This is a genomic window from Ewingella americana ATCC 33852, from assembly GCF_000735345.1.
GTDB lineage: Bacteria > Pseudomonadota > Gammaproteobacteria > Enterobacterales > Enterobacteriaceae > Ewingella > Ewingella americana.
This window is the reverse complement of sequence record NZ_JMPJ01000033.1, coordinates 1-18,743: the sequence shown is the minus strand read 5'-3', so window position 1 is coordinate 18,743 and position 18,743 is coordinate 1. Positions and strand designations below refer to the sequence as shown.

The window sequence follows — 18,743 nt, the reverse complement described above, 5'->3', positions numbered from 1 at the left end:
CCTCTGCCTTTCGTCATAGGCTGATAACAAATACTGTACATATTTACTTTATCTTTTAGGATCAGCTCCCTGAGATAGTAAATAATAAGAAAACAGCAACCCGCTCCGATAGCCGAAGAGTAAAATCAATGGAACTTGAATACGAGAGTAAACGCCCGCTGTATATTCCACATGCTGGCCCAATCCTGCTTGAATTCCCGCTGCTGAATAAAGGTAGTGCCTTCACAGAAGAAGAACGCAACAACTTTAACTTGCATGGACTGCTGCCGGAAGCCGTTGAAACCATAGAAGAACAAGCCGAACGTGCTTACCGCCAGTTTCAAGACTTCAAAAGCGATATCGATAAACACATTTATCTGCGCAACATTCAGGACACCAACGAAACCCTGTTTTACCGCCTGATCGACTCCCACCTCAGTGAAATGATGCCGGTGATTTACACCCCAACCGTTGGCGAAGCCTGCGAGCATTTCTCTGATATCTACCGTCGCGCCCGCGGCCTGTTTATCTCCTACCCGAACCGCGCTCACATCGACGATATGTTGCAGAACGCCACCAAACAGCACGTAAAAGTGGTGGTGGTGACTGACGGCGAACGTATCCTCGGCCTTGGCGATCAGGGCATCGGCGGCATGGGCATTCCGATTGGTAAACTGTCGCTGTACACCGCCTGTGGCGGCATTAGCCCAGCTTACACCCTGCCAGTGGTTCTCGACGTGGGCACTAACAACCCGCAGCTGCTGAATGACCCGCTGTACATGGGCTGGCGCCATCCGCGTATCACCGGCGACGAATACTACGAATTCGTTAACATGTTCATTGAAGCCGTAAAAGTGCGCTGGCCGAACGTGCTGTTGCAGTTTGAAGACTTCGCGCAGAAAAACGCCATGCCGCTGCTGACGCGCTACCGCGACGAGCTTTGTTGCTTCAATGATGACATTCAAGGCACCGCGTCAGTAACGCTCGGCAGCCTGATTGCCGCCAGTAAAGCCGCAGGTTGCCGCCTGCGCGACCAAACTGTCACCTTCTTGGGTGCAGGTTCTGCCGGTTGTGGTATCGCCGAGCAGATCATCGCCGGTATGAAAGCAGAAGGTCTGAGCGACGAAGAAGCCCGCGCGCGCATCTTCATGGTTGACCGTTTCGGCCTGCTGACCGACAAACTGCCAAACCTGTTAGATTTCCAGAGCAAGCTGACGCAAAAAAGCGCCGATCTCTCCGATTGGGGCTTGGATAACGACAGTATCTCCCTGCTGGACGTGGTTCGCCATGCGAAACCGACCGTGCTGATTGGCGTTTCCGGCCAGCCGGGCTTGTTCACCGAGGAGCTTATCCGCGAGATGCATAAGCACTGCGAACGCCCAATCGTGATGCCACTGAGCAACCCGACTTCTCGCGTGGAAGCCCAGCCGGTGGATATCATCACTTGGACCGACGGCAACGCGCTGGTCGCGACCGGCAGCCCGTTCTCTCCGGTGACTTACAAAGAGAAAGTCTACCCAATCGCCCAGTGCAACAACTCGTACATCTTCCCGGGCATCGGCTTGGGCGTCGTGGCATCGGGTGCAACCCGCGTGACTGATGAGATGCTGATGGCCGCGAGCCGCGCGCTGGCCGAGTGTTCACCGCTGGCGACGGATGGCGTGGGCTCCCTGCTGCCAGACGTCAATGACATTCAGGGCGTGTCTAAATGCATCGCCATGGAAGTGGGTAAAGCCGCGCAGTTGCAAGGCGTGGCGATGGTGACCTCTGAAGATGCGCTGTCAAAAGCCATCGAACACAATTTCTGGGCACCGCAGTACCGCGATTACAAACGCACGTCGTTCTAATTTTCGCGGACTAACGCCATAAAACATCGGGCCATGCAGCTTCTGCACTGGCCCTTTTTTTATGCCGTTTGGTGACAAAATTGGAATGCAGCTTCCACCGCGCGAAGTAATTACAGCAATGTTGCTGAAATATTCCGCGAAGCCCCGAGATACGGAGCCGTGCTTATTGCATGGTGTCGATTGGTCAAGTAGCCTTGAATTCCTGATTTCCAGCAGCGACTCAGGGAAGCGATAGAGCATAGCGTTAGCCGCTAAGGCCGCTGCAACCTGAAGGATGACGAGTTTATGATTAAGCGACTAATAGTAGGCTTCATCAGCATCATAGTCTTGATGTTGGTTGTCGCTATTGGGCTTGACCGGTGGATCAGCTGGAAAACCAAAGATTATGTCTATGACGAAGTGCAGGAGTTGCCGCATCGTCAGGTCGGTGTGGTGCTCGGCACGGCCAAGTATTACCGCACCGGCGTGCCCAATCAGTATTATCTCTACCGCATTCAGGGGGCTATCAACGCCTATAACAGCGGCAAGGTCAAATACCTGCTGTTGAGCGGCGACAATGCCCAGCAGAGCTACAACGAGCCGATGACCATGCGCCGTGACCTGATGGCAGCAGGCATCCCGGCCAGCGATATCGTGCTCGACTACGCCGGTTTCCGCACGCTGGACTCTATCGTGCGCACCCGCAAGGTGTTCGACACCAATGATTTCCTGATAATCACCCAGCGTTTCCACTGCGAGCGCGCCCTGTATATTGCGCTGCACATGGGGATTCAGGCCCAGTGCTTCGCCGTGCCGTCGCCGAAAGACATCATGACCGTGCGCGTGCGTGAAATCTTCGCCCGCCTTGGCGCGCTGACTGACCTCTATATTCTGAAACGCGAGCCGCGCTTCCTTGGCCCGCTAATCCCAATTCCAGCCGTCCATCACATCCCGGATGACGCACAGGGCTACCCTGCCGTCACGCCGGAGCAGCTGCTGGTCCTGCAACAGAAATTGGCCGAAGAGAAGAAAGCGGCAGAAGAGAAAGCGGCCCAACAGAAAGCCGCCGCAGAGAAAGCCGCGGCTGACAAAGCGGCAGCCGATGAAGCTGCCAGACTCAAAGCCGAGCAAGAAGCCAACGACGCCGAAGAGCAGAGCGTAGATGACGCCGCACCGCCGCCACCGCCTGCGCGCCCGATGGTTCCGGGCCGCAATCCGTTCTCGCAGTCTCGGGAATCTCACTGACCCTAAAATAACAAGGGCGCCGAAGCGCCCTTGTTGTTACTGCTGATTTTTTAGTTGTTGGTTCTTCCTGCTTCCCAGCCTTATTTCTTCTTGGCGTACTTCAGTGAATCCAGCGCCACCGCGAAGATAATAATCGAACCTTTAATAATGTACTGCCAGTAAGGGTTCACGCCGATATAGGTCAGGCCGTAGTTGATCACGGTGAAGATAAGCACGCCCGTAACCACGCCCGCCACTGAACCCACGCCACCGGCGAAGGATACCCCGCCCACCACGCAGGCCGCGATGGCGTCCAGCTCATACATAAAGCCGAGGTTGTTGGTGGCACTGCCGATGCGCCCTGCTTCCAACAAGCCGCCGAAGGCATAGAACACGCCGGACAGCGCATAAATCATGATCAGGTTTAACGGTACGTTGACGCCGGAAACCTTGGCGGCTTCTGGGTTACCGCCGATGGCAAAGATGTTTTTACCAAAGCGAGTTTTGTTCCACAGGATCCAAACGAAGCCAATGGCAATCAACGCGTAGAAGGTGATGTAGGAGATCTTCAGGCCGCCCAGTTGGATAAAGCCCTGTGCGAAGCTGGAGAATCCTGGGTCAAAACCGGCCACTGGAGAGGAACCCACATAGTCGTAATAGAGTGAGTTAATCCCGTAGACGATGATCATGGTACCCAAGGTGGTGATAAATGGCGTCACGTTGAGGTAGGCGATGATGATACCGTTCACCAAACCAATCAGCGCGCCAATCACACACACGGTCAGAATAACCACTGGAATAGGCACGACTTCAAGATGCGGGAACACCTTGTTAACGTTGTCCATTGCCTGCAACAGAGTTGCCGCAACTACCGCCGCCAAACCGACCTGACGACCGGCTGACAGGTCAGTACCCTGAGTCACAATCAGCCCGGCCACGCCGAGGGCGATAATTACGCGCACTGAAGACTGGGTTAAAATATTGCTTAAGTTGACCAGACTGAGGAAGGTCGGGTCCTGAATAATGATAATTGCCAGTAACACCAGCAACACAACGTAAATCCCGCCCTCTTTTAAATAAGTGAGCATACTTTTCTTATTTAATGCTTTCATAATAAGAACCCTTAAAAATTAGAGGTGCAAGGATGCAAGGCGTAAAATTTCATTCTGCGAAGTATTTTTTGTTTCCACAATACCCGCAACCTGCCCATTGCTCATAACCAATATTCTGTCTGTAATTCCCAACAGCTCTGGCATTTCGGAGGAGATAATAATGATCCCCTTCTCTTTTTTCGCCAGCTCGGTAATTAACTGGTAAATTTCAAACTTGGCCCCGACGTCAATACCGCGCGTAGGTTCATCAAGCATTAATATTTCCGGCTGAGTTAATAACCAGCGCCCAATAATGACTTTCTGCTGATTGCCCCCAGACAGCGAACCAATGCTGGTGCGATGCCCCGGCGTTTTCACCCGCATGGAGTCGATAACCCACTGGGTATCGCTTTTCATCCGGTTGACATCCAACAGGCCAATCTTGTTTTTGTAATTACGAATATTTGAAATCAGTGAGTTAAAACCGATATCGAGATAAGCATAAATACCGGTGGAACGGCGCTCTTCAGTCACCAAGGCAAAGCCGTGATTAATGGCTTCGTTGGCGCTGTGATTATTAATTTTCTTACCATGCAACTTGATGGTTCCGGCGACTTTTTCGCGGATACCAAACAGGGTTTCGACAATATCGGTACGCTTCGCCCCGACCAGACCGGCAATGCCCAGAATCTCCCCTTTGTGCAAATCAAAGGAGATATCGCGGATTGAAGGCTGGCGCAGCGAGGTCAGGTTACGGACTTCCAGAATGACCTCTCCCGGCACATTCTGACGGTCTGGGAAACGCTGACTCAGTGAACGCCCTACCATCATGGAGATGATTTTATCCATGTCGAGACCTTCCAGTGACTGGGTCATGATCCACTGGCCGTCGCGCAAAATGGTTATCTCGTCGCACAGCTGGAAAATCTCTTCCATCTTGTGAGAGATGTAGACGATGCCGCAGCCACGGTCTTTCAGCTTGCGGATAATGGTGAACAGATGATTCACCTCTTTCTCAGTCAGAGACGAGGTTGGCTCATCCATAATCACGATTTTCGCGTTATAGGAGAAAGCTTTAGCAATCTCAATCATCTGCATCTGGGAAACGGAAAGCTTGGCGACTTTCTCACGCGGGTCGATATCAATATCTAGCTCATCGAAGATAGCCTGCGTGTCTTTGAGCATTTTCTCTTGGTCAACAAAGAAGCCTTTGGTTGGGTAGCGGCCCAGCCACATGTTGTCCATGACCGTGCGCTGCAACACCAGATTCAACTCTTGGTGAACCATCGACACGCCCTGCTCAAGCGCCTCTTTAGAACTTTTAAAATTAACTTCCTGACCTTGGAAAAGAATGGTGCCGGAATCTTTGCTGTAGATGCCAAAAAGACATTTCAATAAGGTGGATTTACCCGCCCCATTCTCGCCCATTAGCGCGTGAATAGAGTGCGGTCGAACTTTCAAATTCACATTATCTAATGCCTTAACGCCGGGAAATGATTTATTAACATTGCTCATTTCCAGCAGAAACTCGCGCGGCTGCGGGGCAGCAGCGTCAGTCTGCGTGATGTCAGGCTTAGGAATATCGGCCATAGTTATACCTGGCTAAATATTAAGAGAAACTGATTATATTAATACCTGACGTCATGAATACCGCCGGTCAGTAATAGACCGGCGGTATAAAGACATCACTTCCTGTTATGCAGGTATTAACGTGATATTACTTCACTGCTTATTAATGCCACTGCTTAGCTATATATTTAGCTATTTACTCGTCTGTCCGTAATCTTTGGATTATTTAGTAAAGTCAGCCAAGTTAGATTGGTCTACCGCTACGTAAGGAATACGTACCACTTTGTTTTCAACTTTCCATTTAGTGCCGTCGGCGGCAGGTTTGCCGTCAGCCAGATTCTTCGCCAGATCGAATGTCGCCTGAGCCTGATTTTTAGCATCGTTCAGCACGGTACCGGCCATTGCGCCAGATTTCACCAGAGCCAGAGCTTCTGGCAAGGCGTCAACGCCGAACACAGGAATGCTGGTTTTGTTATGAGCTTTCAGCGCTTCTACAGCACCCATTGCCATCGCATCGTTGTTGGCGATAACCACTTCGATTTTGTTAGCGTTCGGGCCAGATAACCACGCGTCCATTTTGTCTTTAGCCTGAGCGGTATCCCACATTGCTGTATCGAGCTGCAATTGTTGAGTTTTCAGACCTTCTTTATCATTCAGCGTGCTCACCACATACTTGGTACGCGCTTCTGCGTCAGGGTGGCCCGGCTCGCCTTTCAGCAGCACGTATTGGATCACGCCGTCTTTGTTCAGGTCCCAAGCTGGAGTCGCTTTCCAGTGTTTAGCAATCAACTCGCCTTGAATCACGCCAGACTCTTTAGAGTCAGTACCGACATAATAGGCTTTGTCGTAGCTGTCCAAATCTTTGCGTGATGGCTCTTTGTTGTAGAACACCACCGGAATGCCAGCACCTTTGGCTTTAGCAATAATGACCGGGGCCGCAGCTGGGTCAACCAAGTTGATGGCCAGCGCTTTCACGCCTTTTGCAACCATGACGTCAACCTGATCGTTTTGCGTTGATTGACTGTTTTGCGAGTCATTCATCAGCAGTTGGATGTTTGGAGCTTGTTTCGCATCTTCCTGAATGGCTTTGCGAACTTCGGACATGAAGTTGTCATCATATTTATAAACGGTGACACCGATACGGGTATCAGCAGCATGAGCAGCAGCGCCAAACATCATGCTTGCAGCCAGAGTAGCCAGGGTGAAGACCTTCTTATTCATTTATATCTCCGGTTTTGTGTAGGGTGGTACAGAGTGTGGCACCGGCAATCCTGCGGGAGCAGTGCGTCCGCGCCTCAACAATGAAACGGTGCCTGCCTTCCTTGACGTATGACTTCCTGACTCGCTGTGAAAACCTGTCCTGTAACAAGGACACAAAATGAATCATGTCGAAAACGAATGAATCATAATGGCGTCAATGTTAATAAACTGTGAAAGTTCTCACAGATTGAAAACGGTTACACGGCGCTAATTAGTCAATAAGTGACCGGTGCCACATTTTGCCAAGGTGCCACCGAATGGCGTCTGACCAAGGTCGGCATAAAACAGTGAGACACGCCGGTTTCAAGCTGGTTGGCAGCCCCTTTCAGAGCCAACTCAGTGGCTAATGTCGCCATGGAAACAATGGGATAGCGCACGGTGGTGAGCTTCGGACTGGTGTAGCGCGCAATAGGAATATCGTCGAAGCCGACCAGTGAGAAATCCTGCGGCACGCTGATGCCATTCTCCTTCAGCACCGCCAGCGCGCCCGCGGCCATTGAGTCGTTATAGGCGAACACCGCGCTCAGCTGGAGGTTGCGCCCCAACAGCTCAACCATCGCCGCTTCGCCACCTTGCAGGTCAGGTGAGCCCTGCGCGCGCCAGCTTTCTGGCGGCGGCTGACGTGTCTGCGTCATTGAGACTGACGTGCCCTGCGTCATTGCTGTCAAATAGCCCTGCTGGCGCTGCAAATCATCTTCAATCCCGTGGTTAGAACCGATGTATCCGATGCGCTGATGCCCCTGCGACAGCAGCAGTCGGGTCGCCATTTCAGCCCCGGTGACATTGTTGAGCGACACGCAGCGATGCTCATAGCCGGGGATCACCCGGTTAATCAGCACCATGCCCGGCACCTGATTGAGGAAGTGAGAAAGCTCGTCGTCGTCCAGCGCTTTTGCGTGTACAACCAAGGCGTTACAGCGCTGGCGGATCAGCACTTCTATCGCGTGGCGCTCTTTCTCCGCCTCGTGATAGCTGTTGCCAATCAGCACATATTTTTGGTGGCGCTGCGCTACGGTATCTACCGCTTTCACTAGCGCGCCAAAGAAAGGATCGGAGACGTCCATCACCACCACGCCGATGGTGTCACTGCTTTGGGTGGCCAGCGCCTGCGCGTTAGCATTCGGTCTATAACCCAACGCAGCCACGGCGTGTAACACCAACTCACGCGCCTCTTTACTGGCGATGGCGGGGTTGTTTAAAACGCGGGAAACGGTCGCCACTGACACACCGGCCAGCTTCGCCACATCACGAATGGTGACCATGGGTCGCTCCAGATGCTGGCAATGAAGGCTGCGCCTGCGTTGGCAGGTTTATTGAGTTAACTGATTGAAAACAATAAGGAGGGAATGCAAAAGTTCGTGCCCAGGTGGAGAACAAAGAGGTGAAAAAAGTCGGCAGTACAGTGATCATGGTGTTTCCTGTTTTTATCGGCTAACGCTGCACGAGCGATATCCTAAACATTTTGCGAAAACACCTGCGTGAATCTCGTCACAGGAAAGAAAACGTTTACATACAATTTTGCAACGTTTCTCTCATATTTATCATTTGTGTGAATATCAACTCAGGCTTTTCTCCTCAACGCCCGAAGCGCGGACCGTCAGTTTGCGCCATATCCACTCCATCGGTCCCTGCTTGAAATAACACAGCCAGACTAAGGTCACCAGCAGGTTGATGGCCCAAACGACAGGCACCAGCGCCACCAGCTGTAGGCGGTCGAAGTGCTGATAGAAGCCAAAAACGTTGAAGAAGGTGGTGCAAACCAGAGTTTGTAACAGGTAGTTGGTGAGCGCCATGCGGCCAATTTGAGAGATCCAGTGCGCCAAACGCAGGCGAGACAGCAGCGGCCAGAAGCCATAACAGAGTGACAAATAGCCCACCGCCTGTATCAGGCTGCCCACTTCACGCGGGGCCTGAAGCAAAAAGCCGCTCCAGCGATAGTCCCACTGCAACTGCCACTGCATGGTGATGGCCGGGATTTGAATCAGCCATGAAAGCGGTAACAGTAGCGCCGCAAGATGGCGGTAGTGGCGCAGGCTATATCCCCCGCGCAGCCAGCCGCTGCGCATCAGCCCGGCTCCCAATAGCATCGCGCCCGCCAACTCCCAGCCGTACTGCACGGCAATGGCAATCAGGCTGGATGACAGCAGGTCCAGCCGGTTAGTGATAGCTTCCAGCCCGCCCTTCAACTTCCAATATTGCTCATATTGCAGCTGCGCCGGGCCGGGCAACCAGAAGCTGCCGGGCTGTGGATTGCTGATAAACCCGAGCATCAGCAGCACCGCGACGCCAATCAGATAGAGCATGATACCGGTATTGATCAACGACTGGCTGCTGCGCCCTTCCCTGACCAGCCGCCAGCACACCAGACCAATCAAACCGTAGGAGAGCAGGATGTCGCCATCCCAAAAGAACGCCGCATGTAACAAGCCGCAAAGCAGTAACAGTGACAGCCGCGCCTGAATCCAATGCTTACCGCGAGGCAGCAGCAGGTAGAGGCCGCCGCCAAACAAAATGGCAAACATCATCAGGAATTTGCCCTGCGCCACTAGGTCCAACACCGCCCATGTCCAAGCGTCGCTGCTCGACGGCTGGCCGTTAAAGGCCGGATTGAGATAGGCCGCCTTCGGCAAACCAAAAGCGCTGATATTGAGCAGTAAAATGCCAAGGATGGCGATGCCACGGGCAAAATCGAGAGTGGCAATGCGCGGACGCATTCCTGAAGGTTTTGTCATTAAAGTGGGCTGCAAAGTCGGTGGCATAGGAAAATGAGTATGCCAGATAGATTAACGGCACCTAAAAGGTGCCGCAACTTAAAGCTTTCGACTGCTTTTCGACTGTGAGAAAAAACGCGATTAGCTGGCGTGTCTCACCGTGCGCAGGAACTCTTGGCGCGTATTCTGGCTCGACTTGAACAGCCCGCCGAGTGAGGTGGTGGTGGTCGCACTGGTGGCATCGCGAATGCCGCGTGCTTTCACACAGTAGTGAACAGCGTCAATCGACACCGCCACGTTGTTGGTGCCGAGCAGCGTTTGCAGAGCCAGCAGCACTTGCTGAGTCAGGCGTTCTTGAACCTGCGGGCGCTGGGAGAAGAACTGAACGATGCGATTGATTTTCGACAAGCCGATCACTTTGTCTTTCGGGATATAAGCCACGGTGGCTTTGCCGTCGATGGTCACAAAGTGGTGCTCGCAGGTGCTGGTCAGGGTGATATCACGCACTGTCACCATCTCATCGACTTTCATCTTATTTTCGATGACGGTGATTTTCGGGAAGTTGGCGTAATCCAGACCGGAGAAGATCTCATCGACATACATTTTGGCGATGCGGTGTGGCGTTTCGGCCAGACTGTCGTCTGCAAGGTCAAGATTGAGCAGCTGCATGATGCCGGTCATATGCTCTTTGATTCGCTGTTTACGCGTTTCGTTATCGATTGGCAGAGGCTCACGCAGTGGGGTTTCCAGACCACGGGCCAGTAATGCCTCGTGCACCAGAATGGCTTCTTTACTCAAAGTTGACATAGTTATTCTCCAGCAGGTCCCGCAAGTGTCGTCAAGTTGACGCAGATCACACCAAAATGAGGTGGCTTACTGTAGTGGAGTGCGGATTCATAATCCAGTGATTGTGTCTCATGATGAGTGAAATAGCCGCAAGTTATCAATCTTGGGCACAATAGTGCAGGAAGTTGGCTCAAGTCCGGCTTCCACAGGGGAAACCGGACAGTCTGAGGATTAGAAACTGTATTTCATCCCCATCGTCACGGTGTAAAACTCGTTTTCAATGCTGCCAGCATCATTCTCTTTTTCGTATACGCCTTCGGACGGACTGTTATAACTCAACGAGCCACGCTTCTCTTGATACTGGTTCCAGCTACCTTCCAAGTAGACTTTTGCCTGTGGCGTAAAGTAATAGCCGACATCCGCCACCACGGCATAATAGCGGGAATTATTGACGTCATCTTTGAATGTCACTCCGCGAGCATAATGTTCATCATTGGTCGTGGTATCAACCCAATCACTGTATTTAAACAGCAGATTAGTTTCGAATTTTTCATATTTATATCGGGCAGATAAGCCGATATAAGGCAGTTTAAATTTCTGCATATACGCAATGCCGGGCTGCCCACGAGGGAAGTTACCGATTTCGGTACCATTGCTATAGCTGTAACTGCCCCCTTTCGCCAACCAACTAAATGAGCTTTGTTGATAACCGGCCAATACCCCTACACGGTATTGATCTTCATTCAACAACCAAGCTTTCATATTGATATCAAATTCGTTGGCATAATTCAGTCTGGTCTCAGGATGCGTTGACCATTCAGTCCACTTTGATTGAGAAATATCCTGCCAATCATAATCATCCATTGCCGCACCGGCAGAAGCTAAGGTCGTCCAACCATTAAACCCGAGCGAGGCCCACGGCAATAAATCCCACGCCAAGTCAGCTTTGAGAATGGCAGCATTGTTATATTTCCAATTTAGCTGGCTGACCTTACGATCGCCCTCTTTTGGCTCATATACCCGCTCTTTGGCTTCACCTTGCAATTGGCCTAATGAAAGCCCAAGGGTGACCTTCTCCGGTGTGAAACAATCAATCTCGCTTTCCGCTAGTGCCATAGAAGGGGCAGCAGCCGAAGACAAAATAGCGGCAGTAAAATAAGTGACCTTTTTCATTGTTTGCTCCTTGCATTAGATAAATTAAATAACTATTTTATTAATTCATCTCAATAGTAATTTCCGATTATTAAAACCTTGCGGTTTCCGCTCACTATATATGTGCAAGAAAACAACTCAATAGCCTATGACTTCAGTCCCACTCAGTGAAACTGATGGTATGCAAGTAATTTAAAAGTGTTTTACTTCAAGGGATGAGCGCACGCGCTTTATCTAAAGCAGGAATAACTGGTGAACACTAAAAATGTAGAGTAATGGAAAGTTAATATAAATATACTCCTAACATATTTTATATCTGATTATTTATAAATTACTTGTGATGGATTTAATTATATAGTCACGGGGAATATCTAATAAATAAATATTCCCCGTGTAAATGTATTTTATGCTTTGGCGCTGGCCACTTGCTGCCCCGGACGCCCAACCACTAAGGCACCGGCAATAATAAAGCCCACCAGCGCAACATACAGCGCAGGCTCAAGGCGGTGAGTCAGCGCGGTCGAGATAGCGGACAGGATCGGCCCGCACAGCTGGCCTACGGCGTAACCCGTGGTCAGCAACCCCGCCAGATAACGGCTGTGGTTCGGCGCTAATTCGCGACCATATTGCAGGCTAAGTTGCACCACGCTCAGGAAGCCGCCGCCCACCAGCACGGCACCCATCACCAGCCCGCTGACGCCGGGGATCACTTCGGCAGAGAGAATTCCCAGCCCCTGCGCCCACAGGGTGAGTGCCAGACGAGTATGGGTGGTCAGGCAGTGACGGGTCAGAATGCCGATGATAATCCCAATCACCGCCGCACCGCCGAACACCGGCCAGACGAACTGAGCAAACAGGCTCTCAGGGAAACGCGCGCTGGCCATCTGCGACAGGAAGGTGGCGGGCAGAATATAGCCGAACCCCGCCAGACTGTAGCTCCACACCAAACGTTTTAGCGTCGGCGTCATCTTCAGCGGCTCGGTCGCCACGTGAGCACGATGCAGCTCACCAGTGCGCGGCAGATTGATGCTAATCAGCGCGATAAACACAAACGCCAGTACGCCATACACCGCCCAAGCCTGAGCCGAGCTAAGTTGCAGGCTGTGAATGACCACCGCCAAGATGCCACTGAGGAAGATGCCTGCCCCCGGCCCGGCAAAGACTGCCGCACCCAGCGCCGGACGGCCAAAGTGATGCAGCCGCTCATTACACCATGCCGATACCAGCACCATCGCCCAGCCGCTGGTCCAGCCAATCATAAAGCGAATAACGCTGTGGAAGACTTCACCCGTGACCGCCGCCGAAAGCAGCGTCAGCGCCACCGCGCCCCACAGCCCAAGCCACAGACGGCGCTCAAGGTGCCGACTGGCCTTCATGGCGTCATAGGCTCCGCACAGGTAGCCCAAGTAATTAAATGCCGCGACCAAGCCTGCGCCAGTTAGCGTGAACTGATGTTCAGCTATCATTAATGGCACCTGAGGCGTAAAGGCGAAACGGCCTATCCCCATGGCGACGACAAATGCCAAAAAACCGCTGAGTGCTACACGAAATGCCATAACGATCCGCCCTGTTTTATTGTTTTTTACAATTTCGCAACACCAAACAAACATAGTGAAATTGTAACGAGTAAACACCCTCTTTTGTGCCTAGGTGTTAAAACTAAGTTGTGGATCATCATGCCTTGAGGATACAATCACGAAAAGTGAATAATAATGACCAAGTTGTTTCCTCTTTGAGAACTAATCCACGGAGAGCGTTATTCAACTCGGCAGATCATCATCAAGAGGGGTGCGATGGACCTGACACAATTGCGTATGTTTTGCAGCGTAGCGGAAACCGGCTCGCTGGCGCGCGCTGCCGAGCAGTTGCACCGCGTGCCCTCTAACCTGACCACTCGCCTGCGCCAGCTTGAAATCGAGCTGGGCTGCGACTTATTTATCCGCGAGAAGCAGCGAATTCGCCTGTCGGCGATGGGCCATAACTTCCTTAATTACGCCCAGCGCATTCTGGCTCTGAGCGATGAAGCGATGAGCATCACCCACGCCGGCGAGCCTGCAGGGGGCTTTGCGCTGGGATCAATGGAGAGCACGGCGGCCACGCGCTTGCCGAGCCTGCTGGCGGCCTATCACCAGCTTTACCCTCAGGTGTCGCTGTCGCTCAATACCGCCACCTCGGGAGAAACCATTGATGGCGTGCGCGAAGGCAAACTGGCCGCCGCGCTGGTTGATGGCCCGATTGATTACGACGACATCAATGGCTGCATCGCGTTTCGTGAGCGTCTGGTCATTATCTCGCCGCAAGGGGAATCGCCTTTCGACACCCCGCCGGGGCGCAGTGGTCACACGGTGTTCGCCTTCCGCGCCACCTGCTCTTATCGCACGCGCTTGCAGTCGTGGATTAAACACACCGGGCTAGCGGTCGGCAATATTATGGAGATTCAGTCCTACCACGCGATGGTGGCCTGCGTCGCCAGCGGCGCGGGCATTGCCATGGTGCCGCGCAGCGTGCTGGATCAGCTACCGGGCCATGAGCGGGTGCAAGCCCATGAAATCGAAGACGGTTTCGCCAACACCGCGACCTGGCTTATCTGGCGCCGCGACGCTTTCACCCCTAACGTGCGCGCGCTCAAAGAGCTGATCATCGCGCAAAACGGCGGCGTCGTGCCGCAACTCAAACACCCCATTGCTGGCGAAGAAGTAGAGCAGCCAGCAGTATGAGCCCACAGTGATTAATGCTGTCGCAAGGGCGACAATTTATAAAACAGGAGCAATACCATGGAAATGATCAAAACTCGCGCAGCCGTTGCATGGGGCCCTAACCAGCCACTGTCCATTGAAGAAGTGGATTTAATGCCGCCACAAAAAGGCGAGGTTCTGGTGCGCATCGTTGCTACTGGCGTGTGCCATACCGATGCTTACACCCTGTCCGGCAAGGACCCTGAAGGCGTATTCCCGGCGATTTTGGGTCATGAAGGCGCTGGCGTAGTCGAGGCCGTGGGCGAAGGTGTAACCACCGTCGCGGTGGGCGATCACGTGATCCCACTTTATACCCCGGAATGTGGCGAGTGTAAGTTCTGTAAATCCGGCAAAACCAACCTGTGTCAGGCCATTCGCACCACGCAGGGTAAAGGTTTGATGCCAGACGGCACCACCCGTTTCTTCAAAGACGGCAAGCCAATCTTCCATTACATGGGCACCTCCACCTTCTCTGAATACACCGTGGTGCCTGAAATCTCCCTCGCTAAAATCAACAAAGAAGCCCCGCTGGAAGAAGTCTGCCTGCTGGGTTGCGGCGTCACCACCGGCATGGGCGCGGTCATGAACACCGCCAAAGTGAAGAAAGGCGACACCGTAGCCATCTTTGGCCTCGGCGGCATCGGCCTGTCGGCAATTATTGGTGCCGTGATGGCGGGCGCGGGCCGCATCATCGGTATCGACCTCAATACCAGCAAATTCGACTTGGCGCGCAAACTCGGTGCAACCGACCTGATCAATCCAAAGGATTTTGATAAGCCGATTCAAGAAGTGATTGTTGAAATGACCGACGGCGGCGTGGACTTCTCCTTTGAATGTATCGGCAACGTCAACGTAATGCGTTCAGCGCTTGAGTGCTGTCACAAAGGCTGGGGCGAATCAGTGATTATCGGCGTCGCAGAGGCGGGGGCAGAGATTTCTACTCGTCCATTCCAGTTAGTTACTGGTCGCGTATGGCGCGGTTCTGCGTTCGGTGGCGTCAAAGGCCGCACCGAGCTGCCGGGCATTGTGCAGCGCTATCTGGACGGCGAATTTGCCTTGAATGACTTCATCACCCACACCATGGGTCTGGATGAAATCAACGAAGCTTTTGATTTAATGCACGAAGGGAAGTCCATTCGTTCCGTTATCCACTTTAATAAATAAGGGAGCCTAACGGTGAGCAGCTCGATAGAACTACTCGAAGAACACCGAATGTTTGGCGGTTGGCAGCAGCGCTACCGCCACACCTCCAGCAGCCTGAATTGCAGCATGACCTTCAGCATTTACCTGCCACCGCCGCGTGATGATAATCCGCCGCCGGTGCTGTACTGGCTGTCCGGTTTGACCTGCAATGATGAAAACTTCACGGTGAAAGCCGGGGCGCAGCGCATTGCCGCTGAGTTGGGCTTGGTGCTGGTGATGCCAGACACCAGCCCGCGTGGCGACGATGTGCCCAATGACGAAAATTACGATTTGGGCCAAGGCGCGGGGTTCTACCTCAACGCCACTCGCGCGCCGTGGGACGCTCACTTTCGCATGTATGACTATGTTATCGACGAGCTGCCGCAGATCATCGCCGGGCACTTCTCCGTCAGCGATAAACAGTCAATCTGCGGCCACTCCATGGGCGGCCACGGGGCGTTGGTGTTAGCGCTGCGCAACCCGCAGCGTTTCCGCTCGGTGTCAGCTTTCGCGCCCATCGTTAACCCTTGTCAGGTGCCTTGGGGGCGTAAAGCTTTCAGCACCTATTTGGGCGATGACGAGAGCCAATGGTTGCAGTACGACAGCTGCCATTTGCTGAACACGCTGCCTAAAGATCAGAAGCCCTTCCCGATCTTGATCGATCAGGGTGATGACGATCAGTTCCTCGCCGATCAGCTTCAGCCAGCCAAATTGGTCGAGCTAGCCCGTCAGCAAGGCTGGCCGTTGCAGATCCGCATCCAGCCCGGCTACGACCACAGCTACTTCACGATTGCCACCTTTATCGAGGAGCATCTGAGGTTCCATGCCGAGTGGTTACACGGGTGAGTTTGGAAGGCGTCCAAATCCGCTTTATTTAAGTTCAACGTCAAGGTCGTGGGCGTCGGCCCACACCGGCCAAGGGAGGCGTAAACGCGCCTCCCTTGGAACCCTGCGTTTTTTTGTTGTGAGATCGAGGCTGCGCAGGGTCGGGATGCGTTCTAATTACTGTTTCACTTCACAGGCTCAAACGGCAGGCCAAGAGAGTGGAAGAATACCGTGGCTTGCGGCAGCCAGAGTTTCACGCCGTCTTTGGCGTCAAAGAACACGTGGGAATTTTTGCCGAACACGCCGATATCCACCATTTTCGCCTCATGCGCCGCGCCAATAGTGTGACTGTGATAAGCCGAAAACATCTGCTGCGGCATAGGTTGCGGCCAGTTCTGGTCGTTGTCGCCATAGAACCACAGGGACGGATAGCGAGCCTGCTTGCCGTAGGCCGCGTAAGTGGCGACCAGCCTCTGCGGCCAATCGCTACAGGTGCGCACCCGCAGCCCGCCGGAGAAGTTCACCAAGCCCAGCACGCCGGGGATCTGCTTGGTGCCGAGCGCGATAGTGGTCAGGCCGCCGTCCGACTGCCCTGCAATCACAATGCGTTTTCTGTCGACATAAGGCAGTTTCACCAATTCATTAATCGCCGCCGCGACGTCTCGCGCTTCGTCTAAGCCGTGTTTGTAGATATCACAGTGGTCATCAGGATAGCGTCCCTCGGAACCCGCAAAGCCTTCGCGCATTGGAATGGCAACCACATAACCCCGCTCCACTAAGGCCGCCGCTACCCGCAGGTGTCTTGAACGTTTTTGGTCACGGGCCTTGCCGGGGTTTTTACCGTGATTGAGCACTACCAGTGGGAAAGGTCCCGGCCCGGCAGGTTTGAAAATGGTGGTTTGCAGCTCCACAGTTCTATCGCCGATATGCGCCGGAAGCATCACCACCTGCTCATTAAGCCGCGCATCGAGTGGTGGTTCCGCGCTGTTCTGCCCGGCGTTGGCCATTGAGCATCCGCCCAGCGCCAGAGAAAGCGCCGCGACGGGCAGCCACGCCAGAGAAAAACGCGGGGCGAAATTCGGCAAGAATTGACTCATAAGCGGCTCTATAACCTCAATAATTTTCACTGATCGCGGCTGGCACTCTGCGCCGCATATTGAGGCAACAGGTGATAGATAACGCCCCGCAACTATATAAAGAGAGGGTTATTATTGGGTCAAGCGCTAAACATTGATTAACAACCCCGCATTGTAACCGGCTGTAAATTCGCCGTTTTTACCGGCTTTGTTGCTTTTTCATTCAGCAGATTTCAGCTCAGGTTTGAATCAGACGAATCCACGTTGTGATCCCCTCTCACTCAACTAGCCTTAATGGTTCATGCACGTTTAATGCATCAACCGGTGAAGAGAGGACGAATATGAGTAAGCGCGATCAATACACCATGCAGAACCCCGTAACGCAGTACAGCAGCGACGGCTTCCCTAAGCAGAAGCAACCTGCGCCGGGGCTTGATGCCAAGATGCAGCCAAAACCCGACCACGGCGAAGAGACTTATCGTGGCTCAGGTCGACTCGAAGGCCGCAAAGCCTTGGTTACCGGTGCCGACTCCGGCATTGGCCGCGCCGCCGCGATTGCCTACGCCCGAGAAGGGGCCGACGTCGCCCTCTCCTATCTGCCCGAAGAGCAGGTCGATGCCGAAGAAGTGGCGAAATACATTATTGAAGCCGGGCGTAAAGCCGTGCTGATCCCCGGTGATATCAGCAATGAAGATTTCTGTAAGCGTCTGGTGGAGAAAGCCCGCTCCGAGCTGGGTGGTTTAGATGTGTTAGCACTGGTGGCAGGCAAGCAGGTGGCAGTCACTGATATCACTGAGTTAACCAGCGAACAGTTCAGAAAGACCTTCGAAACCAACGTCTTCGCTATGTTCTGGATAACCAAAGCCGCCATCCCGCACCTGCCCGCTGGCTCGACGATCATCACCACGTCGTCAATTCAGGCTTATCAGCCAAGTGAGTTCTTGCTCGACTACGCCTCAACCAAGGGCGCCATCATCACTTACAGCCAAGGCTTGGCGAAGCAAGTCGCCGAGAAAGGTATTCGCGTCAACGTCGTGGCTCCCGGCCCTATCTGGTCAGTGCTGCAAGTCAGCGGCGGGCAGCTTCAGGAGAATATCCCCGATTTCGGTTCCGACACCCCACTCAAACGCGCCGGACAGCCTGCCGAACTGGCCCCAAGCTATGTTTTCCTCGCCTCGCAGGAGTCGAGTTACATTACTGGGGAGGTTATCGGAGTGACAGGTGGGAAACCGATCAGCTGATGGGGTGATGGGTTGGGCGACCCAGATTCGCCTTTTAAATTTCAATTCAACTTCAAAACCGTGGGCGTCGGCCCACACCGTTTTAA

General features: G+C 53.2%; 15 protein-coding genes. 6 read left to right on the top strand and 9 right to left on the bottom strand.

The genetic code is table 11. The features are described from left to right. The first annotated feature begins 128 nt into the window (after positions 1 to 128). Positions 129 to 1,826 carry an NAD-dependent malic enzyme gene (locus tag GEAM_RS04925; RefSeq protein ID WP_034789064.1) on the top strand — a complete coding sequence of 566 codons (1,698 nt, stop codon included), beginning with the start codon at positions 129 to 131 and terminating at the stop codon, positions 1,824 to 1,826. 285 nt (positions 1,827 to 2,111) lie between these two features. Further along, positions 2,112 to 3,050, top strand: coding sequence for an outer membrane permeability protein SanA (gene sanA / locus GEAM_RS04920; protein ID WP_034789059.1), 939 nt, complete (start codon positions 2,112 to 2,114; stop codon positions 3,048 to 3,050). 80 nt (positions 3,051 to 3,130) lie between these two features. Here the strand turns inward: sanA and mglC are convergent, their stop codons facing one another. The 8 genes from mglC to GEAM_RS04880 all read right to left on the bottom strand — a co-directional run bounded on the left by mglC (position 3,131) and on the right by GEAM_RS04880 (position 13,154). Beyond that, positions 3,131 to 4,141 carry a galactose/methyl galactoside ABC transporter permease MglC gene (mglC, locus tag GEAM_RS04915; protein WP_034789056.1) on the bottom strand — a complete coding sequence of 337 codons (1,011 nt, stop codon included), beginning with the start codon at positions 4,139 to 4,141 and terminating at the stop codon, positions 3,131 to 3,133. Positions 4,142 to 4,159: 18 nt separating this feature from the next. Next, positions 4,160 to 5,710, bottom strand: coding sequence for a galactose/methyl galactoside ABC transporter ATP-binding protein MglA (mglA, locus tag GEAM_RS04910; RefSeq protein ID WP_034789055.1), 1,551 nt, complete (start codon positions 5,708 to 5,710; stop codon positions 4,160 to 4,162). Between the two features lie 201 nt (positions 5,711 to 5,911). Then, positions 5,912 to 6,910 (bottom strand): galactose/glucose ABC transporter substrate-binding protein MglB, encoded by a 999-nt coding sequence (gene mglB / locus GEAM_RS04905; protein WP_034789054.1) that lies wholly within the window; start codon positions 6,908 to 6,910, stop codon positions 5,912 to 5,914. 254 nt (positions 6,911 to 7,164) lie between these two features. Beyond that, the gene (gene galS / locus GEAM_RS04900) at positions 7,165 to 8,211 is read right to left on the bottom strand and encodes an HTH-type transcriptional regulator GalS (protein WP_034789053.1); all 1,047 of its coding nucleotides are present in this window, start codon (positions 8,209 to 8,211) and stop codon (positions 7,165 to 7,167) included. A gap of 294 nt (positions 8,212 to 8,505) precedes the next feature. Next, complete coding sequence (gene yeiB, locus GEAM_RS04895; protein WP_034789052.1) at positions 8,506 to 9,663, bottom strand: DUF418 domain-containing protein YeiB; 1,158 nt, start codon at positions 9,661 to 9,663, stop codon at positions 8,506 to 8,508. Between the two features lie 138 nt (positions 9,664 to 9,801). Continuing rightward, positions 9,802 to 10,467 (bottom strand): GTP cyclohydrolase I FolE, encoded by a 666-nt coding sequence (gene folE / locus GEAM_RS04890; RefSeq protein WP_034789049.1) that lies wholly within the window; start codon positions 10,465 to 10,467, stop codon positions 9,802 to 9,804. A gap of 210 nt (positions 10,468 to 10,677) precedes the next feature. Next, positions 10,678 to 11,619 carry an omptin family outer membrane protease gene (locus GEAM_RS04885; RefSeq protein ID WP_034789046.1) on the bottom strand — a complete coding sequence of 314 codons (942 nt, stop codon included), beginning with the start codon at positions 11,617 to 11,619 and terminating at the stop codon, positions 10,678 to 10,680. 383 nt (positions 11,620 to 12,002) lie between these two features. Continuing rightward, a complete protein-coding gene (locus GEAM_RS04880) occupies positions 12,003 to 13,154 on the bottom strand; it encodes a YbfB/YjiJ family MFS transporter (RefSeq protein ID WP_034789043.1) in 1,152 nt (383 codons plus the stop codon). A 237-nt stretch (positions 13,155 to 13,391) separates the two neighbouring features. On the opposite strand from GEAM_RS04880, the gene ptrR reads away from it, so the two are divergent. The 3 genes from ptrR to fghA are packed head-to-tail and all read left to right on the top strand — an operon-like array spanning position 13,392 to position 16,361. Next, complete coding sequence (gene ptrR / locus GEAM_RS04875; RefSeq protein WP_034789038.1) at positions 13,392 to 14,315, top strand: putrescine utilization regulator PtrR; 924 nt, start codon at positions 13,392 to 13,394, stop codon at positions 14,313 to 14,315. A 57-nt stretch (positions 14,316 to 14,372) separates the two neighbouring features. After that, positions 14,373 to 15,497, top strand: coding sequence for an S-(hydroxymethyl)glutathione dehydrogenase/class III alcohol dehydrogenase (locus tag GEAM_RS04870; protein ID WP_034789033.1), 1,125 nt, complete (start codon positions 14,373 to 14,375; stop codon positions 15,495 to 15,497). Positions 15,498 to 15,509: 12 nt separating this feature from the next. After that, positions 15,510 to 16,361, top strand: coding sequence for an S-formylglutathione hydrolase (gene fghA, locus GEAM_RS04865; protein WP_034789030.1), 852 nt, complete (start codon positions 15,510 to 15,512; stop codon positions 16,359 to 16,361). A gap of 164 nt (positions 16,362 to 16,525) precedes the next feature. Here fghA and GEAM_RS04860 read toward each other — a convergent pair whose 3' ends face one another. Next, positions 16,526 to 17,437 (bottom strand): dienelactone hydrolase family protein, encoded by a 912-nt coding sequence (locus GEAM_RS04860; protein WP_084674053.1) that lies wholly within the window; start codon positions 17,435 to 17,437, stop codon positions 16,526 to 16,528. 320 nt (positions 17,438 to 17,757) lie between these two features. Here GEAM_RS04860 and GEAM_RS04855 point away from each other — a divergent pair, with 320 nt between their 5' ends. Continuing rightward, the gene (locus GEAM_RS04855; protein ID WP_034789026.1) at positions 17,758 to 18,657 is read left to right on the top strand and encodes an SDR family oxidoreductase; all 900 of its coding nucleotides are present in this window, start codon (positions 17,758 to 17,760) and stop codon (positions 18,655 to 18,657) included. Positions 18,658 to 18,743: the final 86 nt, after the last annotated feature.

Bases quoted from the DNA above. Each gene is read 5' to 3' on its own strand.
- GEAM_RS04925 (WP_034789064.1), top strand. From the start codon at position 129: ATGGAACTTGAATACGAGAGTAAACGCCCGCTGTATATTCCACATGCT.
- sanA (WP_034789059.1), top strand. From the start codon at position 2,112: ATGATTAAGCGACTAATAGTAGGCTTCATCAGCATCATAGTCTTGATG.
- mglC (WP_034789056.1), bottom strand. From the start codon at position 4,141: ATGAAAGCATTAAATAAGAAAAGTATGCTCACTTATTTAAAAGAGGGC.
- mglA (WP_034789055.1), bottom strand. From the start codon at position 5,710: ATGGCCGATATTCCTAAGCCTGACATCACGCAGACTGACGCTGCTGCC.
- mglB (WP_034789054.1), bottom strand. From the start codon at position 6,910: ATGAATAAGAAGGTCTTCACCCTGGCTACTCTGGCTGCAAGCATGATG.
- galS (WP_034789053.1), bottom strand. From the start codon at position 8,211: ATGGTCACCATTCGTGATGTGGCGAAGCTGGCCGGTGTGTCAGTGGCG.
- yeiB (WP_034789052.1), bottom strand. From the start codon at position 9,663: ATGCGTCCGCGCATTGCCACTCTCGATTTTGCCCGTGGCATCGCCATC.
- folE (WP_034789049.1), bottom strand. From the start codon at position 10,467: ATGTCAACTTTGAGTAAAGAAGCCATTCTGGTGCACGAGGCATTACTG.
- GEAM_RS04885 (WP_034789046.1), bottom strand. From the start codon at position 11,619: ATGAAAAAGGTCACTTATTTTACTGCCGCTATTTTGTCTTCGGCTGCT.
- GEAM_RS04880 (WP_034789043.1), bottom strand. From the start codon at position 13,154: ATGGCATTTCGTGTAGCACTCAGCGGTTTTTTGGCATTTGTCGTCGCC.
- ptrR (WP_034789038.1), top strand. From the start codon at position 13,392: ATGGACCTGACACAATTGCGTATGTTTTGCAGCGTAGCGGAAACCGGC.
- GEAM_RS04870 (WP_034789033.1), top strand. From the start codon at position 14,373: ATGGAAATGATCAAAACTCGCGCAGCCGTTGCATGGGGCCCTAACCAG.
- GEAM_RS04860 (WP_084674053.1), bottom strand. From the start codon at position 17,437: ATGAGTCAATTCTTGCCGAATTTCGCCCCGCGTTTTTCTCTGGCGTGG.
- GEAM_RS04855 (WP_034789026.1), top strand. From the start codon at position 17,758: ATGAGTAAGCGCGATCAATACACCATGCAGAACCCCGTAACGCAGTAC.